The organism is Micromonospora sp. LOL_013, from assembly GCF_048060315.1.
GTDB lineage: Bacteria > Actinomycetota > Actinomycetes > Mycobacteriales > Micromonosporaceae > Micromonospora_E.
Genome location: NZ_JBHMIQ010000035.1, coordinates 29942 through 51423 on the forward strand (window position 1 = coordinate 29942; position 21482 = coordinate 51423).

The 21482-nt window shown below is 70.6% G+C and carries 26 protein-coding genes, 1 pseudogene and 1 riboswitch; of the genes and pseudogenes, 12 read left to right on the forward strand and 15 right to left on the reverse strand.

Annotated features, from left to right (window positions below; all coding sequences use genetic code 11):
• Window position 1: 1 nt before the first annotated feature.
• Together ahcY and ACFHWS_RS21790 are read right to left on the reverse strand one after the other, a co-directional pair.
• A complete protein-coding gene (gene ahcY, locus ACFHWS_RS21785; protein WP_416568917.1) occupies window positions 2-1471 on the reverse strand; it encodes an adenosylhomocysteinase in 1470 nt (489 codons plus the stop codon).
• Between the two features lie 112 nt (window positions 1472-1583).
• Window positions 1584-2291, reverse strand: coding sequence for an NADPH-dependent F420 reductase (locus ACFHWS_RS21790; RefSeq protein WP_416553605.1), 708 nt, complete (start codon window positions 2289-2291; stop codon window positions 1584-1586).
• A 51-nt stretch (window positions 2292-2342) separates the two neighbouring features.
• On the opposite strand from ACFHWS_RS21790, the gene ACFHWS_RS21795 reads away from it, so the two are divergent.
• Genes ACFHWS_RS21795 through ACFHWS_RS21805 form a run of 3 tightly spaced genes read left to right on the forward strand, consistent with a single transcriptional unit; the run spans window position 2343 to window position 4182 of the window.
• Window positions 2343-2681, forward strand: a complete 339-nt coding sequence (locus ACFHWS_RS21795) for a PadR family transcriptional regulator (protein ID WP_278167623.1) — start codon at window positions 2343-2345, stop codon at window positions 2679-2681.
• Window positions 2678-3502, forward strand: coding sequence for an ATP-binding cassette domain-containing protein (locus ACFHWS_RS21800; protein WP_416553603.1), 825 nt, complete (start codon window positions 2678-2680; stop codon window positions 3500-3502). Before ACFHWS_RS21795 ends, ACFHWS_RS21800 begins: the two co-directional genes overlap by 4 nt.
• The gene (locus ACFHWS_RS21805) at window positions 3499-4182 is read left to right on the forward strand and encodes an ABC transporter permease (protein WP_416568918.1); all 684 of its coding nucleotides are present in this window, start codon (window positions 3499-3501) and stop codon (window positions 4180-4182) included. The genes ACFHWS_RS21800 and ACFHWS_RS21805 overlap by 4 nt, the downstream gene beginning before the upstream one ends.
• A 15-nt stretch (window positions 4183-4197) precedes the next feature.
• Here ACFHWS_RS21805 and ACFHWS_RS21810 read toward each other — a convergent pair whose 3' ends face one another.
• Entirely contained in the window at window positions 4198-5505 is a 1308-nt protein-coding gene (locus ACFHWS_RS21810; protein WP_416553599.1) for an NAD(P)/FAD-dependent oxidoreductase, read from the reverse strand.
• Window positions 5506-5661: 156 nt separating this feature from the next.
• Window positions 5662-6078 (reverse strand): CBS domain-containing protein, encoded by a 417-nt coding sequence (locus tag ACFHWS_RS21815; RefSeq protein WP_416553597.1) that lies wholly within the window; start codon window positions 6076-6078, stop codon window positions 5662-5664.
• 161 nt (window positions 6079-6239) lie between these two features.
• Between ACFHWS_RS21815 and ACFHWS_RS21820 the strand changes: the two genes are divergently transcribed.
• Window positions 6240-7376: a PP2C family protein-serine/threonine phosphatase gene (locus ACFHWS_RS21820; protein ID WP_416553595.1), complete on the forward strand. Its 1137-nt coding sequence runs from the start codon at window positions 6240-6242 to the stop codon at window positions 7374-7376.
• 76 nt (window positions 7377-7452) lie between these two features.
• Here the strand turns inward: ACFHWS_RS21820 and ACFHWS_RS21825 are convergent, their stop codons facing one another.
• The 5 genes from ACFHWS_RS21825 to ACFHWS_RS21845 all read right to left on the reverse strand — a co-directional run bounded on the left by ACFHWS_RS21825 (window position 7453) and on the right by ACFHWS_RS21845 (window position 13013).
• Window positions 7453-8478: an aspartate-semialdehyde dehydrogenase gene (locus ACFHWS_RS21825; protein WP_416553593.1), complete on the reverse strand. Its 1026-nt coding sequence runs from the start codon at window positions 8476-8478 to the stop codon at window positions 7453-7455.
• A 125-nt stretch (window positions 8479-8603) separates the two neighbouring features.
• Entirely contained in the window at window positions 8604-9230 is a 627-nt protein-coding gene (locus ACFHWS_RS21830) for a GNAT family N-acetyltransferase (RefSeq protein WP_416553591.1), read from the reverse strand.
• A 120-nt stretch (window positions 9231-9350) separates the two neighbouring features.
• A complete protein-coding gene (locus ACFHWS_RS21835; RefSeq protein WP_416553589.1) occupies window positions 9351-9662 on the reverse strand; it encodes a TraR/DksA family transcriptional regulator in 312 nt (103 codons plus the stop codon).
• 718 nt (window positions 9663-10380) lie between these two features.
• Entirely contained in the window at window positions 10381-11724 is a 1344-nt protein-coding gene (locus ACFHWS_RS21840; RefSeq protein ID WP_416553585.1) for a M16 family metallopeptidase, read from the reverse strand.
• On the reverse strand, window positions 11721-13013 hold the full coding sequence (locus tag ACFHWS_RS21845) for a M16 family metallopeptidase (RefSeq protein WP_416553583.1): 1293 nt from the start codon (window positions 13011-13013) through the stop codon (window positions 11721-11723). The genes ACFHWS_RS21840 and ACFHWS_RS21845 overlap by 4 nt, the downstream gene beginning before the upstream one ends.
• A gap of 65 nt (window positions 13014-13078) precedes the next feature.
• Between ACFHWS_RS21845 and ACFHWS_RS21850 the strand changes: the two genes are divergently transcribed.
• Window positions 13079-13342, forward strand: a complete 264-nt coding sequence (locus ACFHWS_RS21850; RefSeq protein WP_416553581.1) for a hypothetical protein — start codon at window positions 13079-13081, stop codon at window positions 13340-13342.
• A 38-nt stretch (window positions 13343-13380) separates the two neighbouring features.
• Here the strand turns inward: ACFHWS_RS21850 and ACFHWS_RS21855 are convergent.
• Window positions 13381-13729: pseudogene (locus tag ACFHWS_RS21855) on the reverse strand (translocation protein TolB); the annotation flags it as partial.
• Between the two features lie 333 nt (window positions 13730-14062).
• On the opposite strand from ACFHWS_RS21855, the gene ACFHWS_RS21860 reads away from it, so the two are divergent.
• A complete protein-coding gene (locus ACFHWS_RS21860) occupies window positions 14063-15148 on the forward strand; it encodes a 3-deoxy-7-phosphoheptulonate synthase (protein ID WP_416568919.1) in 1086 nt (361 codons plus the stop codon).
• Between the two features lie 106 nt (window positions 15149-15254).
• Here ACFHWS_RS21860 and ACFHWS_RS21865 read toward each other — a convergent pair whose 3' ends face one another.
• Window positions 15255-15545, reverse strand: a complete 291-nt coding sequence (locus tag ACFHWS_RS21865) for a GlsB/YeaQ/YmgE family stress response membrane protein (RefSeq protein ID WP_123600346.1) — start codon at window positions 15543-15545, stop codon at window positions 15255-15257.
• A 140-nt stretch (window positions 15546-15685) separates the two neighbouring features.
• Here ACFHWS_RS21865 and ACFHWS_RS21870 point away from each other — a divergent pair, with 140 nt between their 5' ends.
• Window positions 15686-15898, forward strand: a complete 213-nt coding sequence (locus ACFHWS_RS21870; RefSeq protein ID WP_278167595.1) for a hypothetical protein — start codon at window positions 15686-15688, stop codon at window positions 15896-15898.
• 6 nt (window positions 15899-15904) lie between these two features.
• Window positions 15905-16108, forward strand: a complete 204-nt coding sequence (locus ACFHWS_RS21875; protein WP_123600344.1) for a hypothetical protein — start codon at window positions 15905-15907, stop codon at window positions 16106-16108.
• A gap of 51 nt (window positions 16109-16159) precedes the next feature.
• Here the strand turns inward: ACFHWS_RS21875 and ACFHWS_RS21880 are convergent, their stop codons facing one another.
• Both ACFHWS_RS21880 and ACFHWS_RS21885 read right to left on the reverse strand, forming a co-directional pair.
• Entirely contained in the window at window positions 16160-16489 is a 330-nt protein-coding gene (locus ACFHWS_RS21880) for a hypothetical protein (protein WP_416553577.1), read from the reverse strand.
• A 3-nt stretch (window positions 16490-16492) separates the two neighbouring features.
• Window positions 16493-16849: a DUF6158 family protein gene (locus ACFHWS_RS21885; RefSeq protein ID WP_416568920.1), complete on the reverse strand. Its 357-nt coding sequence runs from the start codon at window positions 16847-16849 to the stop codon at window positions 16493-16495.
• Window positions 16850-17000: 151 nt separating this feature from the next.
• Here ACFHWS_RS21885 and ACFHWS_RS21890 point away from each other — a divergent pair, with 151 nt between their 5' ends.
• The gene (locus ACFHWS_RS21890) at window positions 17001-17435 is read left to right on the forward strand and encodes a hypothetical protein (protein ID WP_416553573.1); all 435 of its coding nucleotides are present in this window, start codon (window positions 17001-17003) and stop codon (window positions 17433-17435) included.
• Window positions 17436-17460: 25 nt separating this feature from the next.
• Window positions 17461-17790, forward strand: coding sequence for a DUF3817 domain-containing protein (locus ACFHWS_RS21895; protein WP_416553571.1), 330 nt, complete (start codon window positions 17461-17463; stop codon window positions 17788-17790).
• A gap of 126 nt (window positions 17791-17916) precedes the next feature.
• Here ACFHWS_RS21895 and ACFHWS_RS21900 read toward each other — a convergent pair whose 3' ends face one another.
• Window positions 17917-18132, reverse strand: a complete 216-nt coding sequence (locus tag ACFHWS_RS21900) for a DUF397 domain-containing protein (protein ID WP_416553569.1) — start codon at window positions 18130-18132, stop codon at window positions 17917-17919.
• 248 nt (window positions 18133-18380) lie between these two features.
• On the opposite strand from ACFHWS_RS21900, the gene ACFHWS_RS21905 reads away from it, so the two are divergent.
• Window positions 18381-19262, forward strand: coding sequence for a helix-turn-helix domain-containing protein (locus ACFHWS_RS21905; protein ID WP_416553567.1), 882 nt, complete (start codon window positions 18381-18383; stop codon window positions 19260-19262).
• 47 nt (window positions 19263-19309) lie between these two features.
• Here ACFHWS_RS21905 and ACFHWS_RS21910 read toward each other — a convergent pair whose 3' ends face one another.
• On the reverse strand, window positions 19310-19846 hold the full coding sequence (locus tag ACFHWS_RS21910) for a DUF6232 family protein (RefSeq protein ID WP_416553565.1): 537 nt from the start codon (window positions 19844-19846) through the stop codon (window positions 19310-19312).
• 473 nt (window positions 19847-20319) lie between these two features.
• Window positions 20320-20451: riboswitch (cyclic di-AMP (ydaO/yuaA leader) on the forward strand.
• A 10-nt stretch (window positions 20452-20461) separates the two neighbouring features.
• Here ACFHWS_RS21910 and ACFHWS_RS21915 point away from each other — a divergent pair.
• Window positions 20462-21421 (forward strand): NlpC/P60 family protein, encoded by a 960-nt coding sequence (locus ACFHWS_RS21915; RefSeq protein ID WP_416553563.1) that lies wholly within the window; start codon window positions 20462-20464, stop codon window positions 21419-21421.
• Window positions 21422-21482: the final 61 nt, after the last annotated feature.

Consider the following 21482-nt stretch of genomic DNA (forward strand, 5'->3'; position numbering starts at 1 on the left):
ATCAGTAGCGGTAGTGCTCCGGCTTGTACGGGCCGGCCACGTCGACGCCGATGTAGTCCGCCTGGGCCTTGGTGAGCACGGTCAGCTTGGCGCCGAACGCGTCCAGGTGCAGCCGGGCCACCTTCTCGTCAAGGTGCTTGGGCAGCACGTACACCTGCTTGCCGTACTCGCCGATCTTGGCGTACAGCTCGACCTGGGCGATGACCTGGTTGGAGAAGGACGTCGACATCACGAAGCTCGGGTGGCCGGTCGCGTTGCCGAGGTTGAGCAGCCGCCCCTCGGAGAGCACGATCACCGCGTGGCCGTCCGGGAAACGCCACTCGTCGACCTGCGGCTTGACGTTGATCTTCTCGATTCCGGGCACCTTCGCCAGACCGGCCATGTCGATCTCGTTGTCGAAGTGACCGACATTGCCGACGATCGCGTTGTGCTTCATCCTCGCCATGTGGTCGGCCAGGATGATGTCCTTGTTGCCGGTGGTGGTGATGAAGATGTCGCCGCGGTCGACGACGTCGTCCAGGGTCACCACGTCGAGGCCGTCCATCGCCGCCTGCAGCGCGCAGATCGGGTCGATCTCGGTCACCACGATCCTGGCCCCCTGGCCGCGCAGCGACTCCACGGCGCCCTTGCCGACGTCGCCGTAGCCGCAGATCACCGCGAGCTTGCCGGCGATCATCACGTCGGTGGCCCGGTTGATCCCGTCGACCAGCGAGTGGCGGATGCCGTACTTGTTGTCGAACTTGCTCTTGGTGACCGAGTCGTTGACGTTGATCGCCGGGAAGAGCAGGTTGCCCTCGCGGGCCAGCTCGTAGAGGCGGTTCACGCCGGTGGTGGTCTCCTCGGAGACCCCGATGATCGGCTTGGCCATCTCGGTGTACTTGGTCGGGTTCGCGGCCAGCGAACGGCGCAGGGTCTCCAGGATGATGCCGTACTCGACCGAGTCGGTCTCCGAGGTGGAGGGCACCGCGCCGGCCTCCTCGAACTGCTTGCCGAGGTGGATCAGCAGGGTAACGTCGCCGCCGTCGTCGACGATCGAGTCCGGCCCGCTGCCGTCCGGCCAGGTGAGCATCTGCTCGGTGCACCACCAGTACTCGTCGAGCGTCTCGCCCTTCCAGGCGTACACCGCGACACCCTGCGGGTTGTCGACCGTGCCGTTCGGGCCGACGACGACCGCCGCGGCGGCCTGGTCCTGGGTGGAGAAGATGTTGCAGGAGACCCAGCGCACGTCGGCGCCGAGCGCGGTCAACGTCTCGATCAGCACCGCCGTCTGCACGGTCATGTGCAGCGATCCGGCGATCTTGCGGCCCTTGAACGGCTGCTGGGCGGCGTACTCACGGCGCAGTGCCATCAGCCCGGGCATCTCGTGCTCGGCGAGCTCGATCTCCTTGCGACCGAAGGTCGCCAAAGACAGGTCGGCGACCTTGAAGTCGCTGACCGATCCGGCGCTGTCGGCGGTCAGAGTGACGGTCACTAGAACTCCTCGGGTTTCAACGGATGCGTCCGTCCTGCCGGACACGGCACGCACGACACCCGTCCACCATACGGCCAGAATGACGTGTTCCGACCCAAGGGCTCGACCGCCGTCAGTCGCGGGCGAGGGCGAACCCGACCGTCGGACCGGCACCGCCGCCGTAGGCGACCTGGATGAGCAGCGCGGCGACCGGCTCCAGGTAGCGGGCGCTGGACAGCGGGCCGGCGTCGACCGTGTCGAAGCCCAGCTGGGTGCCGAGTTCCTGGACGGTCTTCTTCGCGGCCAGGTCGTCGCCGGCGACCGGCACCGACTGCCGTACGCCGCCGAGCACCGGCCGGGCGTGGTTCGGGGCGAGCACGGTGTTGAACGCCTTCACCACGTTGGCCGCCGGGACCATCGCGGCGACCTGCTCGGCGGCGGAGGTGTCATGGCCGATCCGCAGCGACATGTGGTCCGGACCGAGCGGGTTGGTCACGTCGATCATGGTGCTGCCGGCCAGCGCGTCGGCGACCGGCCCGGTGAGCGTGTCGCCGATATCGGTGAACGGCACCGCCAGTACGACCAGCTCGGCGTCGGCCGCCTGGGCCGCGTCACCGGCGGCTACCCCGGTGCCGGCGGTAGCCTCGGCCAGCCGCGGCGAATCCGGGCTGGACGCGGAGATCGTCACCTGGTGACCGACCTCGGTCAGCCGCCGGGCCAGGGCCGAGCCGACGTTGCCGGCGCCGATGATGCCGATGTCCATCATTCTCTCCCTCTCCGACGGGTCGTCACTGTCGATCGGATACCCGCCGGCCCGGTACGGAAACAGCCCGGTGCGCAACAGCCGGATAAGTTGTGGCGCTATCTAGATGGCGCTGCTATCTTTCTGGCCGTGGATCAGGAACGGCGGGGCCAGTGGCTGCGCGGGGTGCTCGACCTCTGTGTGCTCGCGGCGCTGCACCGGCACGAGTCGTACGGTTACGAGCTGGCCCAGTCGCTGCAGGCGGCCGGGCTCGGGCCGATCAAGGGCGGCACCCTCTACCCCGTACTGCTCCGGCTGCAACGGACCGGCCTGGTCGACGCCCGATGGCGGGCCGGCACCAGCGGCCCGGCCCGCAAGTACTACCGGCTGACCGAGTCCGGTGCGCAGCGGCTGCGCCAAACCACCGCCGACTGGCGGTCCTTCGCCACCGGTGTCGACACGATCCTGCAGGAGGTGACCACCTCGTGAACCAGCAGACCTGGCTCGCCGCCCTGACCGGCGAGCTGCACCGACACGGCATCGACCGCGAGATGGCCGGGCACGTCGTCGCGGAGGCCGCGGCCCACCTGCATGACAGCGGCGAAGCACCATTGGCGGTCTTCGGCAACCCGGCCGACTACGCCACCGACGTGGCGCGCAGCGTCGGCGGGCCGGCTCAGCTCCCGCGCCGCGTCCACCCGGGCCCGGTCCGGCTCGACGTGCAGGACGTCACCAAGCGGTACCGCCGGCACGCGGTACTGGACCGGGTGCGACTCACCGTCCGGGCCGGCGAGATCGCCGCCGTGGTCGGTGCCAACGGCAGCGGCAAGAGCACCCTGCTGCGGGTCTGCGCCGGCCTGGCCAGCCCGGACAGCGGCCGGGTCCGGGTGTACGGCACCCTCGGCTACTGCCCGCAGTCCGGCGGCACCGGCGACTTCCTGCATCCGGACGAGCACTTCGCGCTGGTCGGTGCCGGCCGGCGGCTCAGCCGGACACAGTCGCGTACCGCCGGACGGGCGCAGGCCGCGGTCCTCGACTGGGACGCCTCCGCCGCCGTCCAGGCCCGGCACCTGTCCGGCGGCACCCGGCAGAAGCTCAACCTGGCACTGGCCGGGCTCGGCGACCCGGACCTGCTGCTGCTCGACGAGCCGTACCAGGGCTTCGACCGCGGCACCTACCTGGACTTTTGGCACCAGGTGTGGCGCTGGCGCGACGCCGGCAAGGCGGTCGTGGTCGTCACCCACCTGCTGAACCAGCTCGACCGGGTCGACCTGGTGCTTGACCTGACCAGAACGGAGGCCGGTCGATGAGCCGGGTGCTCACCGTGGCGGAGATGACGTTGCGCGAGACGTCCCGGCGACGCGGCGTACTGGCGATCCTGCTGGTCTTTCCGCTCTGCTTCTACCTGGCCCGCCGGGGCGATTTCACTGGGCAGTCGATCCGGTTCGTCTGCCTCGGGCTCGGCTGGGCGCTGAGCACGGCGGCGCTGTTCGCCGGCAACGCCAACCGTGATCTGGAGACCCGGCTGCGGCTGACCGGCTACCGGCCAGCGCAGTTGTGGACCGGCCGTCTGCTGGCGCTGTGGGCGGTCGGTGTGCTGCTGTCCGTGCCGTACTTCCTGCTGGTGCTGCTCGACCAGCCCGGTGTACGGCACGGGGCGATCGGCCTGATCATGCTGGTCATGGTCGCCGTGGCGGTGCCGTTCGGGCTGGCGATCAGCGCGGTGCTGCCCCGCGAGCTGGAAGGCACCCTGATCCTGCTGACCATCGTCGGGCTGCAGATGGTGATGGACCCGGCCAGCCCGGCCGCGCGGGCGCTGCCGTTCTGGTTCAGCCGGGAGATCGCCACCTACGCGATCGACCACACCGACAGCGGCTACCTCGACCGAGGGCTACTGCACGGCGCGGTCGTCGCGGTCACGATGGTCGCCCTGGTCGCGATCGCCACCGGGGTACGGCTACGCCGCCGACCCCACCTACGGTTCGGGTGACGGCTCCGTACCAGGTCAGCGGCCGACCGGGTGCACCAGCTCCGGCGACGCGGTGTCCAGCGGCACCGCCGCCGGCGGTACCAGACCCAGCTGCACACCCTGCCGCGACAGCAACGACTCCAACGTCCAGTCGGCCGCTATCCGGATCCGGTTGCCCGGGATCGACGCCAGGTGGTAGCCCCGGGTCACCGCCTTGGCCAGCGGGCCGGAGATCGGCACGTGCAACGGGTTCGCCGCCGCCTGCGCACCGCCGAGGTCGACCACGAACCCCAGGTCCTTGTGCCGGTACGGGCGGAACGAGCCGTGCCCGTACGACGCGGCGACGTTCTGCGCGGCCAGCTTGCCCTGCCGGACGGCGTGCTGGGCGGTCATCGGGGTGACCTCGCCCGGCCGGTTCGGGTCGGGCACCGCGGCGGCGTCACCGCACGCGTACACCTCCGGATGCTGCGGTACGGCGAGGAACTCGTCGACCACCAGCCGGCCCTTCAGGGTGGTCAGTCCCAATTCGTCCACCACCGGGTCGGGTCGCACCCCGACGCACCAGATCAGCGACCGGGTCGGGATGAACTCCCCGTCGGACAGATGCACCCCGTCGCTGGTCGCCTCGCGGACCGAGGTGCCGAACCTGGTCTCGACGCCCCGCGCGTCGAGGACCTTCTGCGCGGTGACCGACATCCGCTCGTCCAGCTCGGGCAGCACCCGGTCGGCCAGGTCGAGCAGCAGCCAGCGCACCTGCTGGCCGGCGAGCCGGGGATGCCGGCGGATCAGCAGGTCGGTGTCGGACACACAGTGCGCCGCGACCTCCGTACCGGTGTATCCGGCACCGACCACGACGAAGGTGCACCGGGCGGCCCGCTCGGCCGGATCGTCACTGAAGTCGGCGAGTTCGATCTGCCGGGTGAGGTGGTCGCGCAGGTAGAGCGCCTCCGGCAGGGTCCGGAAGCCGTGCGCGTGCTCGTTGACGCCGGGGATCGGCAGCAGCTTGTTGACGCTGCCGATGGAGACGATCAACCGGTCGTAGCTCAACTCGGCCCGGTCGCCCTCGCCGTCGACGTAGCAAATCCGCCGGTCCGGCAGGTCGATCTGGTCGATCTCGCCGAGCACCACCCGCACGCCGGGCAGGGTGTCCGGCAGCGAGACGGTGACCCGGCGCGGCTCCAGCACGCCCGAGGCGACCTCGGGCAGCAACGGCACGTACAGGAAGTAGTCGGTCGGGTTGATCAGGACGATCTCGGCGGACCCCCGGGCCAGCCGGGACAGGGTACGGGCAGCCTGGTAGCCGGCGAAGCCGGCACCCGCGATGACGATGCGTGGTCGCTTCATACTGATCTCCGATCGGGTGGGTGAGAGCGCAAGCAGGTGTCCCCTTGTCTGCCGGATCCGGGCGCCGAGGAGACCGGGCAGACCTGTCGGGGACACCCACCAGAGGGTTTCCGGTGCCGCTCACCGGGCCCGGTGGGCGCGGCGGCGGTCCGGTGGTCAGTTGTTCGGGTCGTCGGTGCTGATGTCGGCCAGCACCGAATCCGGTTCCCACTCGACGGCAAGGTCACCCATGGAGACGACGCCGACCAACCGGCCGTCGTCGACCACCGGCAGTCGCCGTACCGAGTAGGTCCGCATCAGCTCGGCGGCCGCGACCGCGTCGTCGTACGGCGACACGACCACCACGTCCTCGGTGATGATCTGGCTGAGCTGGGTCATCGACGGATCCATCTCGGATGCCACCGCTCGGACCGTGATGTCCCGGTCGGTCACGATTCCTTGGATATCGCTCCCGTTGGTGACGATGATGTCGCCGATGTCGGCATCCCGCATCTGCCGCGCCGCCGCCGTCAACATGTCATTCGCGTCCATGGTGAACGGCCGGGCCGTCATGAACTCTCCGACGGTCGTCATCGCGCACTCCTCTCGGTGTCGGCGCCGTCCTCGGGGTACCCGGGGTCGGGAGCGGAAAACCAGCGTCCTCCCCCGGTCGGTGGGATCGGCTACGCTCGCAGGTCGAAACGGCCGCGCCGGCACGAGGTGCACGGGCGGGCAGGCCGGGTAGGGAGCACGTCGTGTGGGCACGCCGGGTCAGCTGGCGTAAGCCTTCTTTGCCGGATTCGCGGGTGCCGCACCCGGCCGACCGGTCGTTGCTGCACCGCACCGAACGCTGGCGCGGGATGCCGCTGGCGTTGGCGCTGATCGCGGTCATCACCGTCATCGACGTGCTGACCCAGACAAACGCGGTCGTTCTCGGGTTCCTGTCGCTGGCCCCGCTGCTCGCCGCCGCCGTCGAGAAGACCCGACGGACCGCGCTGGTCACCGCGGTCGCCTGCGTCGTCGCGTTGGTCGCCGGGCTACCCAGCGGCATGTTCGGCAGCCTGGACCATCTGCTGCGCAGCAGTGTCGTCTTCGCGGTCGGCATCGTGTCGATCTACGTGGCCCGGTCTCGCAACCTGCGGGAGGCCCGGCTACGCCGGATGACCGAGATCGCCGAGGTCGCGCAGCGGGCGGTGCTGCGCGCACCGCCCCCGCAGCTGGGCGACGTCGCCCTGGTCGCCCGATATCTGTCCGCGTCCGAGGCGGCCAACGTCGGCGGTGACCTGTTCGCCGTCGTGGACAGCCCGTACGGGACCCGGATCATCATCGGGGACGCGTGCGGCAAAGGCCTGCAGGCGGTCCAGATGTCGGCCACCGTGATGGGTGCCTTCCGACAGTCCGCCTTCGTACAGCCGGAACTGTCCGCCGTCGCCGCCGATCTGGACCAGGCGGTGTACCGGGACGGGATAGGTACCGGGCAGCCGGCGCAATTCGTCACCGCTGCCCTGGTGCAGCTCACCGACGACACGCTGACCGTGATCAACTGTGGCCATCCGGCACCGGCGCTGCGGACCTCAGCCGGAACGCTGGAGATCCTGGAGCCCGGTGACCGGCACCCGCCGCTGGGGCTGCGCCGCGACGCGCCGGAGCCGGTCCGGGTGACCCGGCCCTGGCAGGTCGGAGACCGGCTGCTGCTCTACACCGACGGGTTGGTGGAGGCCCGCAACGGCCGCGGTGAGTTCCTCGCCCCGGACCGGGTGACCGCGTGCCTGGAACTGCCGGACCGGCGGGAGGCGCTGGACCGCGTCGTCACTGAGCTGCAGCGCCACGCCGGCGGCCAGATCAGCGACGACGCCGCGATGCTGCTCGCCGAACGGGTCGCCGCTGACTGACGACGACCCGCCCGGCGGTGCGGTGCGGACTGTTGCGGCACGGACTGTTGCGGCACGGACTGTTGCGGTGCCGGGCTCAGGCCGCCGCGGTGATCAACAGCTCGGCGATCTGCACCGCGTTGAGGGCGGCGCCCTTGCGCAGGTTGTCGTTGGCACAGAACAGTGCCAGGCCGTGCTCGACAGTCTCGTCGACCCGGATCCGACCGACGTACGTCGGGTCCTGGCCGGCCGCCTGCAGCGGCGTCGGGACGTCGGACAGCGCCACGCCGGGCGCGTCGGCCAGCAGCTCGGCCGCCCGCCGCGGGTCGATCCGCCGGGCGAACCGGGCGTTGATCTGCAGCGAGTGGCCGGTGAACACCGGCACCCGAACGCAGGTCCCGCTCACCGGCAGCTCGGGGATGCCGAGGATCTTGCGACTCTCGTTGCGCAGCTTCTGTTCCTCGTCGGTCTCGTCGGAGCCGTCGTCGACGATCGAGCCGGCCAGCGGTAGCACGTTGAACGCGATAGGTGCGGCGAACGACCGGGGCGCCGGGAACTCCACCGCGCCGCCGTCGAAGGTCAGCGCCGCCGCGCCCTCGGCGACCTTGCGGACCTGCTCGTCCAGCTCGGCGACACCGGCCAGGCCGGCGCCGGAGACCGCCTGGTAGGTCGAGACGACCAGGCTGACCAGGCCGGCCTCGTCGTGCAGCGGGCGCAGCACCGGCATCGCCGCCATCGTGGTGCAGTTCGGATTGGCGATGATGCCCTTCGGGCGGTCGGCGGCGGCCTGCGGGTTGACCTCGGCGACCACCAGCGGTACGTCCGAATCCATCCGCCAGGCCGACGAGTTGTCGATCACCACGGCACCGGCCGCCGCGACCCGTGGCGCCAACTCCTTCGAGGTGGCCTTGCCAGCCGAGAAGAGCGCGATGTCCAACCCTCGGTAGTCGGCGGTGGCGGCGTCCTCCACGACGACTTCGCCGCCGCGCCACGGCAGAGTCCGGCCGGCCGAGCGGGCCGAGGCGAACAACCGCAACTCGTCGACGGGCACCGCCCGCTGCTCCAGCACCTGCCGCATGACGCCACCGACCTGCCCGGTCGCGCCGACAATTCCGATCCTCATGTCGCAACCCCGATCCTCATGCTGCGAAGGTTACCGACGGGCCGGGCCGGGACGGAACCGAGTTGTCCGGCGTCACCTTCCGGCCCGTCGGCGTACCCTCACGCGATCAGGTCAGGTAGGAACGGTCAGTTCAGGTAACGGCGGGCCAGCTGCGGCTGCCGCCACATCGGCCAGAGCAGCGGTCCGCCGTCGGGCAGGTGGAACGGTGCCGCGGCGGTGAGCCGGTAGCCGAGCCGGGCATACAGGTCGCGGGCGCCGGGGCTGCTGGCCACTACGTAGGCGGCGCTGCCGGCGGTGTCGAAGATGGCGTGCCGGTGGTTCAGCAACGCCGTACCCAGGCCGTAGCCCTGCCGGTCCGGGGCGACCCCGAGGTACGCCAGGTAGTGGTGCTCGCCCACCGGGTGTCGTTCGGCGAGGGCGTTGTCCAGCAACCGGAACCGGTACGCGTACTCACCACAGGTGTCGTCGAGCAGCTGCTCGTACTCGACCGGGTTGGGCAGGATCAGGCTGCACGGACGCCACACCGCCACCGCGCTGTAATCCTCAGTGAGGTAGATACTGCCCTGGCGCAGCCCGTAGTCGATCAGCGCCGGACAGAACCGCTGGTATACCCGGCGACGGGCGACCGGGTCCGGGATCAGCCAGGACGACTCGGGGGTATCCAGAAATGCCTCCACCAGTGTCTTGGCCACTTGCGGGGTGTCGGTGTAGGTCGCGTAGCGGATCATCACCGACGTGTGGAGCTGGGGCATCAGCGCTCGCCTCTCTGCGGCACATTGCGGACACCCGGGTACAACGGACGACACACCGTCGCGGGTTCGAATGTATTTGCCCGCCTACCGACCGCGAGTCGGTAGGCGGGCAAATCGCGGTCAGCGCGTACAGGGTACGCAGTACCGCGCGTGCGGCAGGATCTCCAGCCGTTCCCGGGGGATGTCGCCGCCGCACCTGTCGCAGCGGCCGTAGCGGCCTGCAGCGATCCGGTTCAGCGCCTCGACGGTCTGGTCGTAGCCGCGCCGGGCGGCGACGACCAGCGCGGCCCGGGTGTGCGCTTCGCCTGGGTCACCGGTGTCGGCGGTGAGTTCGGTCAGCTGGGCCCGGTGCATGTCCAACTGGTCGGCCAGTTGCACCCGTACCTGTTCGATCCATTCGGTGCCGCGGGTGCCGTGCAGTTCGGTGCTCATCGGGTCTCCCCTCAACAGAAAAGGGCCGAAGCTGATCCGCTTCGCCCCTGGTGGCCGTCGTCGTGGTGGTGCGACGGCCGTCCGGAGGACCCCGGCCGGTGGGGCGCGGCAGGCCCGGCCGGCCGGCGGCGCCGGGCACGTCGGCGCCCGGCAGCACGACGCCCGGCACGCCGACGCCCGGCAGCACGACGCCCGGCAGCACGACGCCCGGCACGCCGATCGGAGCCGTGACAGTCACGGCTCCGTCGCGCTGCGCAGGGGTGATCATCCGGCAACCATATGACACCCTGACCGGAAAGCCAACACGTAAACCACCCAACCGGACACACCAGACTGGTCGCGCGGACCTGACGGCCCTGACGGACGCGATCTAGGAGGATCGTGGTCGATATACCGGCCAGATCCTTCTAGATCGCGGCGTGGGCTCGGGGCGCGACCCCGGACAGCGGGTTCGGTCCAGTCGAGGAGTACGCCCGGGAGTTCGCCGACCACGAACCGCAGCGACGCCTACCGTTCTGGCGGACCACACCCGCCATGCTGGTCGGCAGCCTCGCCGGGCTCAGCCTCGCGGTCAGCGCATTCCTGGCCTGCCGCTGAGGGCCGCTACTGGGCGGCGTACGTCATCGCGCTGCCGGGCGGCCTCGGGTCGGCCTGGTACGCGGGCGTACACCTGCTCCGCACCCTGCGCCTGCTGCGACGGCGCTGAGCCCGGTGCGGATCAGTCGGCGTCGTGCAGCTCCCCCAGGCCGGAGGCGGTCAGTTCGTCGCGGATCTTGGCCGCGTCGCCCTCCACCACCAGGGTCAGCCCTTCGGCCCGCAGGTGGGTGGCGGCGGCGGCGGAGACCTGCTCGACCGTCGCCGACAGCAGCTCGTCGCGCAGCCCGGCGTGGTAGTCGTCGGGCAGCCCGTGCACAACCAGCGTCGCCAGGGCGCTGGCGATCGCCGGCGGGGTCTGCAGCTCGACCGAGAGCTGGCCGGCCCGCCAGGACCGGGCTACCGCCAGCTCCTCCTCGGTCACCCCGTCGGCCTGGGTACGGGACACCTCACCGACCGAGTCGATCAGGGCGGGCGCGGTGACCCCGGTCTGCACACTGGAGCTGACCGCGAAGCGCCCGAACCGGCGGGACATCCCGAAGTCCGACCGGATGCCGTACGTGTAGCCGCGTACCTCGCGGATCAAGTGGTTGAGCCGCGACGTGAAGGCTCCACCGAGGACGGTGCTGGCCAGGGTCATCGGCACGTAGTCGGGGTGGGCCCGGTGCGGGGCCGGATGGCCGAGCCGCAGCGTGGACTGCACCGCGCCCGGCCGGTCGACCAGGATGATCCGCCGGTGGTCCCGCAAACTGACCGGCAGCGGCGGTCCGGGCTGTGACGGCGAGCCGGTCGCCCCGGCGAAGGCGGCCACGCCGAGCGCGTCCAGGTCGATCAGGTCCAGATCGCCGGCGACCAGCAGGGTGCCGGGTCGGGTGAACCACGCACGGTGGAAGTCGACGACGTCCGCCACGGTCACCGCCGCCACCGAGTCGGGGTCGCCGCCCATCGGCCGACCGTGCCGCTGGTCGGCACCGAACAGGTCGGCGCGCAACGCGGCTTCGGCCCGCGGCCCCGGGTTGGCCCAGTACATCCGCAGCGCGGTCGCCTCGTCGTCGCGGACCCGCTCAACATCGGACGGATCCAGGCGGGGGGTGCGGACCGCCTCGGTGAGCAGTTCGACGGCCGCGCCGAGCCGGTCGGTGCTGACCTGCACGCCGACCCGGAACGAGTCCCAGTCGGCGGAGATGGACAACTCGGTGCCGAGACCCTCCAGGACCAGGGCGTACGCGGCCGAGTCCCGGGTCTCGGTGCCCTCTTCGAGAGCCTTGGCGAGCACTCCGGCCAGCCCTTCCCGGCCGACCGGTTCCCGACCGGCGCCGGCGTCCAGCAGCAGGGTCGCCACCGCCAGCCGGTGGCCGGGCAGGTGGGCGGCGACGATCTCGCCGCCGGCCACGCTGCGCCGGATCACGTCCGGGAAACGGTACGGCCGGGCGGCGCCCGGTCCGGGCCGCTGCGCGATGATCGTCACTGGTCGCCCTCCGGCAGATAGCTGAGCTGGACCCGATTGTCCGGCCGCAACAGGCGTGCGGCCTCGTCGTTGACCGCCTCGGTGGTGACCGCCTGCCAGCCCGGCAGCCGGTCCCCGGCACGGGCCGGGTCACCGAACTGGGTGGCGTAGCGGCCGAGGGTGTCGGCCCGGCCCTCGAAGCTGGCGACCTGACGCCACCAGCCCGTGGTGAGCAGCGCCTTGGCCCGGTCGACCTCCGCGGCGGTGACGCCGTCGCGCGCCACCTCGTCGAGCACCTCGGTCAGGCCGTCGGCGAGCCGCTCGGCGGTCACCGTCGGCTGGGCGGTCGCGGTAATGATCAGCGGTGCGGGCGCATGCGCCAGGTCGACGCCGTACGCACCCAGGTAGTCGGGCTGCGCGATCCGGGCGCCGTCGGCCAGCCGTTGGTAGAGCCGGCTGCCCCGGCCACTGCCCAGCACGGTGCCGAGCACGGTCGCCACGTCGTACGCCGGGGTTCCGAACGGGTAGGTGCGGTAGGTCAGGTAGTGCCGGGCGGCCGGTACGTCGGCGGTGACCGTCTCGGTCACCGGGCCGGCCAGTGGCGTCGGCGTACGCCCGTCCGGTGCCGGCGGGATGTCGACCCGCGCGGCGATCCCACCGAAGTACTTGTCGGCCAGGCTGAACACCTCGTCGGCGTCGGTGTCGCCGACCACGGTCAGCACCGCGTTGTTCGGCGCGTAGTACATCTCGTGGAACGCCTGGAAGGTGGCCAGATCGGCGGCGTTGAGGTCGTCCATCGAGCCGATCGTGGCGTGGTGGTACGGGTGCCCCGGCGGGTAGAGCAGCGGCAGCAGCCGTAGCCAGGCGTCCCCGTACGGCACGTTGTCGTAGCGCTGCCGCCGCTCGTTCTTGACCACCTCGCGCTGGTTGTCCAGCGTCTCCTGGGTCAGCGCCGGCACCAGGCCGCCCATCCGGTCGGCTTCCAGCCACAGCGCGAGGGCCAGATGCTCGACGGGGACGGTTTCGAAGTAGTTGGTCCGGTCCGGGTTGGTGGTGGCGTTGAGCGAGCCGCCCGCGCCCTGCACCAACTTCATGTGCTCGGTCTTGGCGACGTTGACCGACCCCTCGAACATCAGGTGCTCGAAGAGGTGGGCGAATCCGGTCCGGCCGGCGGGCTCGTGACGCGAGCCCACGTCGTACCAGAGATTGACCGCGACCACCGGCGCGCTGGAGTCGGGGCTGACGACGACCCGCAGGCCGTTGTCCAGCCGGGTGGTCTCGATCGGCCAGGGGTACCCGTTGGGCGACATGCGCCCGACGTTATCCGATCGGGGCCCCGGCTGGCCGCACCGGGCCGGCCGGGTGCCGTCGAGGGTTGGCCGTTGCCATCAATGGCTCGACCGTTGCCGGCAAAGGTCGGCCGGCGCCATCGAGGTCAGCCGCGCGGCATGCTGCCCGACTGCGGACGCGGCTGCTCGCGCCGGTCGGAGTCATCCAGGATGGCTGCGGCCTGACGCACCGGGTCGTCACTGCCGGCCGCTTCCTCCTCCGGCAGCAGGTGACCGGCGCGCGATTCGATCCGCTCCGCCTCGGCTTCGCCGTCGGCTGCCGCCTGACCTGTGGTGGCGGCGCCCGGTGATGGTGGGCCGGTGAACGGGTCGTCGTCGGTGTCAGTGTTCAGGTGCCACGCTGCGACGAAAAGTGCAGCCGACCGCCGGCCGGGGAGAACGCCGGACCGTAGATCTCCGCCGACGACTGGCCGCTGATCCGCGGGAACGGCCCGATCCGATCGTCCGGGGTGATCAGGCAGATCTCCATGTTGCCGCCGTCCTCGGCGACGTACAGGTCGCCGCCCGGCGTACCGACGATGTTGTCGACGCCGGGCAGTGGCGGGGTGCCGAAACCAGCGAGTCGTCGTAGGCCAGATCGATTCGCTGGCCGAGCGCGTCGTACGCCCAGACCCGGTTGTCGCCCTGGTGGTGTACCAGCAGACGCCGTCGGCGTAGTGACATCCTTCTCCGCCGTGACGCTAGGTGTTGCTGGCGGCCACGGATGCCGGTCGTGGTTGACAGACGGTGAGAACCGGCCGAAGTCCGGTGGTTCCACCCGACTGCCGGGGCCCGGCCGGGGTGGCGCTCAGCGGCTGATCCGGTACAGTGTGCCTCGTGGTGCGCACGTATCGATGGTTTAGGCAGCCGGCCCTGGTGCCGGTGGCTCAGCCTTGACCTGACGTCACCCCACCAGAGCCGGCCAAGGGCAGCGGGCATCGAGCCCCCTGCCCTTTCGTATGCCAACGAGCAGCCGGCTTGGCTGGGGGCGCCGGCTCCCCAGGGAGACTGGCGGAAGGAACAGACACCACATGAGCATCTCCATCGGACGCGTCGCCGATCAGCGCATCGACCGGGTCGTCCCGCTCACCACCCCGGCCCTGCTGCACCACGAGCTGCCCCTCGACGACCAGCTCACCGCGCGGGTGCTGGACGGCCGACGAGCCGTCGCCGGCGTGCTCGACGGACAGGACGACCGGCTGCTGGTCGTGGTCGGCCCATGTTCGGTGCACGACCCGGCCGCCGCCCTTGAGTACGCGCACCTGCTCGCCGATGCCGCGCAACGGCACGCCGACGACCTGTTGATCGTGATGCGGGTGTACTTCGAGAAGCCGCGGTCGACGGTCGGCTGGAAAGGTCTGATCAACGACCCGGGTCTGGACGGATCCGGGGACGTCAACTCCGGGCTGCGGATCGCCCGCTCGCTGCTGCTCGAGGTGCTGCGGGCCGGGCTGCCGGTGGGCTGCGAGTTCCTCGACCCGATCACCCCGCAGTACATCGCCGACGCGGTAACCTGGGGGGCGATCGGCGCCCGCACCGTCGAGAGTCAGGTGCACCGACAGCTGTCCTCCGGGCTGTCCATGCCGATCGGCATGAAGAACCGCCCGGACGGCAGCGTCGCCACCGCGGTGGACGCCATCCGGGCCGCTGCCGTGCCGCACGTCTTCCCCGGCATCGACATGTCCGGGACGCCGGCGATCCTGCACACCCGGGGCAACGCCGACTGCCATCTGGTGTTGCGCGGCGGTGCCGGTGAGCCCAACTACGACGCCGAGTCGGTGGCCGCCGCACTGGGTCTGCTGCGGGCAGCCGGACTGCCGCGGCGGCTGGTCATCGACGCCAGCCACGGCAACAGCGGCAAGGACCACCGCCGGCAGCCGCTGGTCGTCGAGGACGTCGCCGGGCAGCTCAGCGCCGGGCAACGGGGCATCGTCGGGGTGATGCTGGAGTCGTTCCTGGTGGCGGGCCGGCAGGATCTGGACCCGACCAGGGAACTGGTGCACGGACAGTCAATCACCGACGCCTGCCTGGGTTGGGACCAGACCGCTCAGGTCCTTGGGCGGCTGGCGACGGCGGTCGGGGACCGCCGGGCGGCGCTGGCCGCCGCGCAGCGGTAGCCTGCCGCGCTCGGCTGCGGCCAGGCTGCGGAGCCAGGCCGCAGCCGGCGCACCGGCCTGCCCCGGGGCGGAGTCAGCGGGTGGCCAGGGCACCGGGGGCGTCGGGTCACCGGGTCGCGCGCCCCGGGGCGTCGGTCGGCCGGTGGCCGGCCACCCGCGCGGCGATCCAGACGAAGAACACCGCCAGCGCGACCTGGATCGCGTGTCGCAGCCAGTCGATCCCGGCGGTCTCGCCGATGCCCAGCCAGGCGGCAATCACCCCGCCGAGCAGGGCGGCGGCAATTCCGACGCCGATGGTCAGCCAGACAGAGATGTTTTGCCGGCCGGGTAGCAGCAGACGTCCCAGAGCGCCGATGATCGCGCCAGCGACGAGCGCCCACAAGATGGTACCGATCATGAGTCCACCTCCTGGCCCGAGCGTAGGTGCCCGGATCGGACCGAGAGGGCGGAACGCCGACGGTCGGCAGGATGAACCCGGCGGTCCGGTCGGTGCGTGGGGCGTCGTTTGCCGTGCCGCGGGCGGGGTAGCAGGCGGAGGTGACCGATGAGACGTCCCGTGCCGAGCTGTACGCACTGCTCGACGACATCTACCTCGGCAAGGAACGGGTGAGCCGGGCCGAGATCGCCCGCCGGGCGGTCGCCGCCGAGCTGCCCGCTCACCTGCTGACCAGGATCAATGCTCTGCCGGAAGGCGAATACGCCCAGGACGAGGCGGAAGAGGTCCTGCATTCATCTACGGAAGGTGCCTGATCACCGATGGACGAACACCAGAACCGGCCGGCCGCCGCACTCGGCCAGACCCCGGACGGCCAGCCACCCGAGGACGACCCGGACTTCGCCGGCGAGCACGACGACACGGCGGTCTCCCACGACATCATCGAAGGGACCGACCGGGACCGTGAGCCGGAGACGCCTCGCGGCTGGTCCGGGATGGAGAAGCCCGGGTTCACCGCCGACTGACAAGCAACCGGCGTTGCGGGCTGACGGTCAGCCGGCGTTGCGGGCTGACCGTCAACCGGCGTTGAGGTTGTCGGTGACCGCCCGGACCAGGCTGGTCAGCGTCTCGTCGGCGAGCCGAGTCAGTTGTTCGTGCGGCAGGTCGGAGTCCAGCTCCAGGCGGAGCATTGCACCGCCCGCCTGCACCGGGTACACCTGCACAACAGCCGTCCACGGGCCGCCCGCCGTCGCCCACCGGGCCTGCAGGTGGTCGCCGTGGACTGGTTCCGCCGGCACCTGGCGCAGCGGCCCCGGCAACCAGGCGGCCCTGCGGTCGGGGTCGGTCGCGGTGCCGAACGCCACCTCAGGGGGCGCGGAGACACCGCGTTCGGCGTACGCGGGCACGACCTACTCCCCGTGCCGCAACCGGGCGGCATCGACCTCTCGGCCCGGGTGCCGGGTAAGGTACTCGGTCTCCAGGTCGGCGGTGCGGTGCAGATGGTTGGCCAGCGCCGCGTCGGTGCCGTGCCGCAGCGTGCCCAGCCGGGTCCGGTGCAGGCTACCGATCTCGCGGAGCAGTTCGTCGTCGGCCAGCTCGACCGGGTCGATCCCGGTGTCGTCGACCCTGTCGACCCACGTCTCGGCTCCCGGTCCGGGCGGCGCCGACCAGGTTGGGGTGGCACCGGGCGGATGGTCCGGGCGGGGCTCGAAGGGCCGACCGGCCGCCGCCGGGGAGTAGCTGCCGTACCGCGCTGAATCCGTCATCTCCAGCCTCCGGGGAGTCGACGAGGCATTACCGTCGTAGGGTTCCCCGGCCGGTCGGCGGCAAACACCGGGCGGCGTTTTCCGGGCGGCCACGCATCTGACTACGACGGCTCGTCGGAGAAGCCGACGGGCGGCCGGTACGCTTCCCTGCATGCGGCAGCTGTGGACCCCGGTGTGGATCCTGCGGCACCTGGCGGCGGTGGCGCTGGTGGTGGGCTTCCTCGCGCTCGGCTGGTGGCAGATCAGCCGGGCCGCCGCCGGCAACACGCTGAGCTGGGCATACGCGGTGGAATGGCCGGTTTTCGCGGCGTTCGTGGTGTTTATCTGGGTCCGTGAGATACGGCAGGCCCACCGGGCGGTACCTGGCCCGGACAACGACACACCGGACAACGACTCGCCGAGGAACGGCACACCAAAGAACGCACCATCGCGGGAGGAGACGTTCGGCCGACCGGTACGGGTCCGGTCTGCCCCTGGCGTGACCGCCGCCCCCGGCCCGGACGACCCGGAGTTGTCCGCCTACAACAACTACCTGGCCTGGCTGAACGCGAATCCGCACGCCAGGGCCGGCGACTACCCGGGCTGACCGGAAGAGAAAGGGACGGACGACAGTGTCAGGCGCACTCACCCGGTACCGGCTGATCGCGTACGTGGTCGGCGTGGTGCTGATCCTGCTGATGGTGATCGGCATGCCGTTGAAGTACCTGTTCGACCGGGCCATCGTGGTCGAGACGGTCGGGCCGGCGCACGGGTTCCTCTACATGGTCTATCTGGTCGCCGCGTTCGACCTGGCCCGGCGGGCCAACTGGTCACTCGGCCGGATCCTGGCGATCATGCTGGCCGGGACGGTGCCGTTCGTGTCGTTCTACGCCGAGCGGGTGGTCAGCCGCTGGGCGAGCGAGCAACCGCGTACCGAGCCGGACAAGGTGTTCACCGGCTGAGACCGGGCGGGCGGTGACCGGTTGACGGTGCCCCGGCCGGGCCGGCACCGTCGTCGGGCCGACCCGGCCGGGGCGTACGGCCGACGTTGTCGGCGGCCGGGGAGCCGAGCCTCGTGCGGCGTCGGATCAACCCATCGTGTGGCCGCCGGAGCTGGTCGGCGCACCGGACAGCCCGGCGACGAATGCCGACCAGGCTGCTGCCGAGAATTCCAGGTGCACTCCGGGGTCGGTGGAGTTGCGCACCCCGACCGCCGAGCCGATCTCGGCTACCTCGACGCAGGTCGTCGCCTCGCAGCGGCGGCTCTTACGCCACGCCGGACCGGCAGTGCTGATCACAGTCACCTAGACTCCTTAATAAGGATAAATCGGTAAATTTGCCATCAGAGCACGCAGGCAATCGGGCGGACTGTATCAGTCCCCGATCTTGCCGACGCGACTGGGCGACACCGCGAAAACCCGGTGAAACCGCCGTTCGGACCATGCGGAGGGCCGGCCGTCCTTAGCAGACCTGACGGCGGCGGTGTAGCGTGCAACAGGGTGGCAACCAGCCAGGTGGCACTCTGCAAGGCACCCCCCCCCGGAGCGTTCCCATGCCTGCCCGACACCAGGGCCCGACCATCGGGCGTCGCCGGCTGCGTGCGGCGCTACGCCGGGCACGCGATGCCGCCGCGCTGACCCAGGACTACGTCGCCGCTCAAATGGACTGGTCGCTGTCGAAGCTGATCCGGATCGAGTCGGGTTCGGTCAGCATCTCGACCAACGACGTCAAGGCTTTGCTGGACCTGTACGGCGTACGCGACCAGCAGCAGGTGCAGGAGCTCGTCGAGCTGGCCCGGGCGGCACGACGGCGCGCCTGGTGGAGCGGCTACAAGGATCGGGTGCCGGCCGCCTACGCGGCCTACATCGGGCTGGAGGCGGAAGCGTCGGCACTGCGGTACTTTCAGCCAATCAGCTTCCCCGGCCTGCTGCAGACCGAGGAGTACGCCCGCGCGGTGATCCCGGCCGACGGCCCGCACCATGTACCGGCGGCCGAGATCGAAGGGCGGGTGCAGATCCGGCTGGCCCGCCAGCACGAGGTGCTCTTCGGCGCCGATCCGCCGCAGATCGAGGTGATCATCGACGAGGCTGCGCTGCGCCGGATGACCGGCGGCCCGCGGGTGCTGCGCGAGCAGCTCCAGCATGTGGCGAAGATGTCAGCGGCGCCTCATGTCACGGTCCGGGTGCTGCCGTTCGCCGCCGGAAGCAACACGGTGCTCGGGCCGTTCGTCATCCTGCACTTCGCCGACCAGGCCGACGCTGACGTGGTGTACGTGGAGAGCGCTCTGGTCGAGGAGGTCATCGACCGGGCCGACGAGGTCCGGCCGTACCAGCATGTCTTCGACCGACTACGGGCGGAATCCCTGTCGCCAGCCGACTCGGTGGCGATGCTGCACGACCTCGCCCGGCGGCTGGACGGGCCGGACGCGGGCTGATCGACGTCGACCAGCCCGCCGACGACCGCGACGGCGGCCGGGCCCGCTCACCGCTGGTCGGGCACCCACGGCTCGATGGTGACCGGCTCGGACAGACCGGCCAGCCGGGAGATCTCCCGAGCCCGCATCAACGCCCGGCTCACCTGGCCGTACTGGCGTTCGTCGTCGGTGCTGAACAGCAGCAACAGCAGTCCCTGGTGACGGCCCCATAGTTCGTACGCCCGCGGCCGCAACCGGTCGCCGAGCCAGGCGACCGCCACCGGCACGAACGCAGCCGCCAGCATGGCGAGGTAGACACCCGCGCTGACCTCGTCCAACCCGCGGGTGTAGCCGACGGTCACCGCGACCGCCGCCAGGGTCAGGGCGGTCACCGCGATCACCCGGCCGGTGAGCCGGTCGCGGGCGCCTCGCGCGGTCCGGAGTTCGGTGAGGTCGCGGACGGCGAAACGCCGGCCGGCCACGACGAACCATTCACCGGTCACGCAGATGCCGGGCTGCCGGTAGAAGGTCCGTCCGACACTGGAGCCGGACTGGGCGGGCACCGGGGAACCGCGTCGGGGTGGGGTCTGGCGAGTAGCACGCATAGCTGCCTCCGAAGGGCTCGTGCGGCGCTGACCTTGCGGGTCCATTGTGCAAACAGCTAGCTACTCGATGGAAGGTGGTCATTCTGCCACCTAGCAGAATGACGTACGGCAGGCCGCGTCCTGGATGGCGAATCAGACCTTTTGCGGCTATTCATCCGGATAGCTTACTGACGACAACCGCACAGACCGACTAATGACGCATTATTCGCAATTGATCAGACGCTGTCCAATGACGACGCGCCGGAGTCAACCGGTCACGCGAAGACAACAGGAATGTTGCCCAGAGCAGCCAACCGTCACATCCAGTAACTGTCAACGGGCTCCGGCCAGTTCCATGCCACGGATCACGATCGCAGCACTTTCCGCGTCGCAACCTTGCGGCTAAGTTGGACCAGCTGGTCCGGTCACCAGTCGCCGGGAAGCGGTGACGCCGGTCCAGTGCCGCCGAATCGCCGTCCTGAGATTATCTGACGTTACAAACAGTGATCTCACGGTTGCGATCCGGGGACCCATCGGCAACTGGGGTGAATCCGCGGTTCACCGCGGTAGGGCGAACTTCCCGCCCGAATCCGTCAGCTAACCCGGTAGGCGGCGAGGAAGAAGGGTTCTGCGTTCTTGTCAACAGCGCGGATTCTGCTGCGCACCCTGATGCTGGCCGGCGTAAGCCTCGGCCTGGTGGTACCGGCGACCGCCGCGACCGCCCAGCCGACGGTCAGCGAACTCACGCAGCAGATCGACGAGGAATCCGAAGAGCTGGCCAAGGTCGTCGAGTCGTACAACCGGCTCAGGGAGGAGGCCAAGGCCACCCGGGCGGCGGCCGAGGAGATCGACGCCAAGCTCGGCCCGCTGCAGGCCGAACTCGCGGCAGCGCAGACCGAGGTCGGTCAGATCGCGGTCAACGCGTACAAGACCGGCGGGTTGAGCACCGCGAGCGCCCTGCTCGACGGCACCTCCGGCAGCTTTATCCACCGGCTCGGCACCCTGGACCACCTGGCCCGGGACCGGCAGCAGCGGCTCAGCGAGTTCACCAGCACCCAACTGACCTACCTGGCCGAGCAGGAGAAGCTGCAGGCGGCACTGAAGAAGCAGGACGCCCAGGTCAAGGAGCTCGCCGACCGCAAGAAGAGCATCGAAGCGGACATCGACGAGCTGATGGACAAGCGGGAACGGGCCTACGGTGCCGCGAGCGAGACCGGCTCGTCGTACACCGGAACCGTCCCGTCGGTGTCCGGTGCCGCCGGCTCGGTCGTCGAGTTCGCGTACGGAGCCATCGGCAAGCCGTACGTCTGGGCTGCCAGCGGCCCGAACGGTTACGACTGCTCGGGCCTGACGCTTGCCGCGTGGCGTACCGCCGGCAAGAGCCTGCCGCACAACGCGGCGATGCAGTGGGACGTGGTCGCGAAGATCGACCGTGGCGCACTGCAGCCCGGTGACCTGGTGTTCTACAACGGTCTCGCCCACGTCGGCCTGTACGTGGGCGGCGGCCAGGTGATCCACGCACCCACCTTCGGCCGTACCGTCGAGCTGGCCAGCGTGGACATGATGCCGCCGTACGGCTACGGCCGGGTCCGCTGACCCGGTCGCTCGCGCGACACTGCCGACGGCCCGGCATCCGCAAGGCGGATGCCGGGCCGTC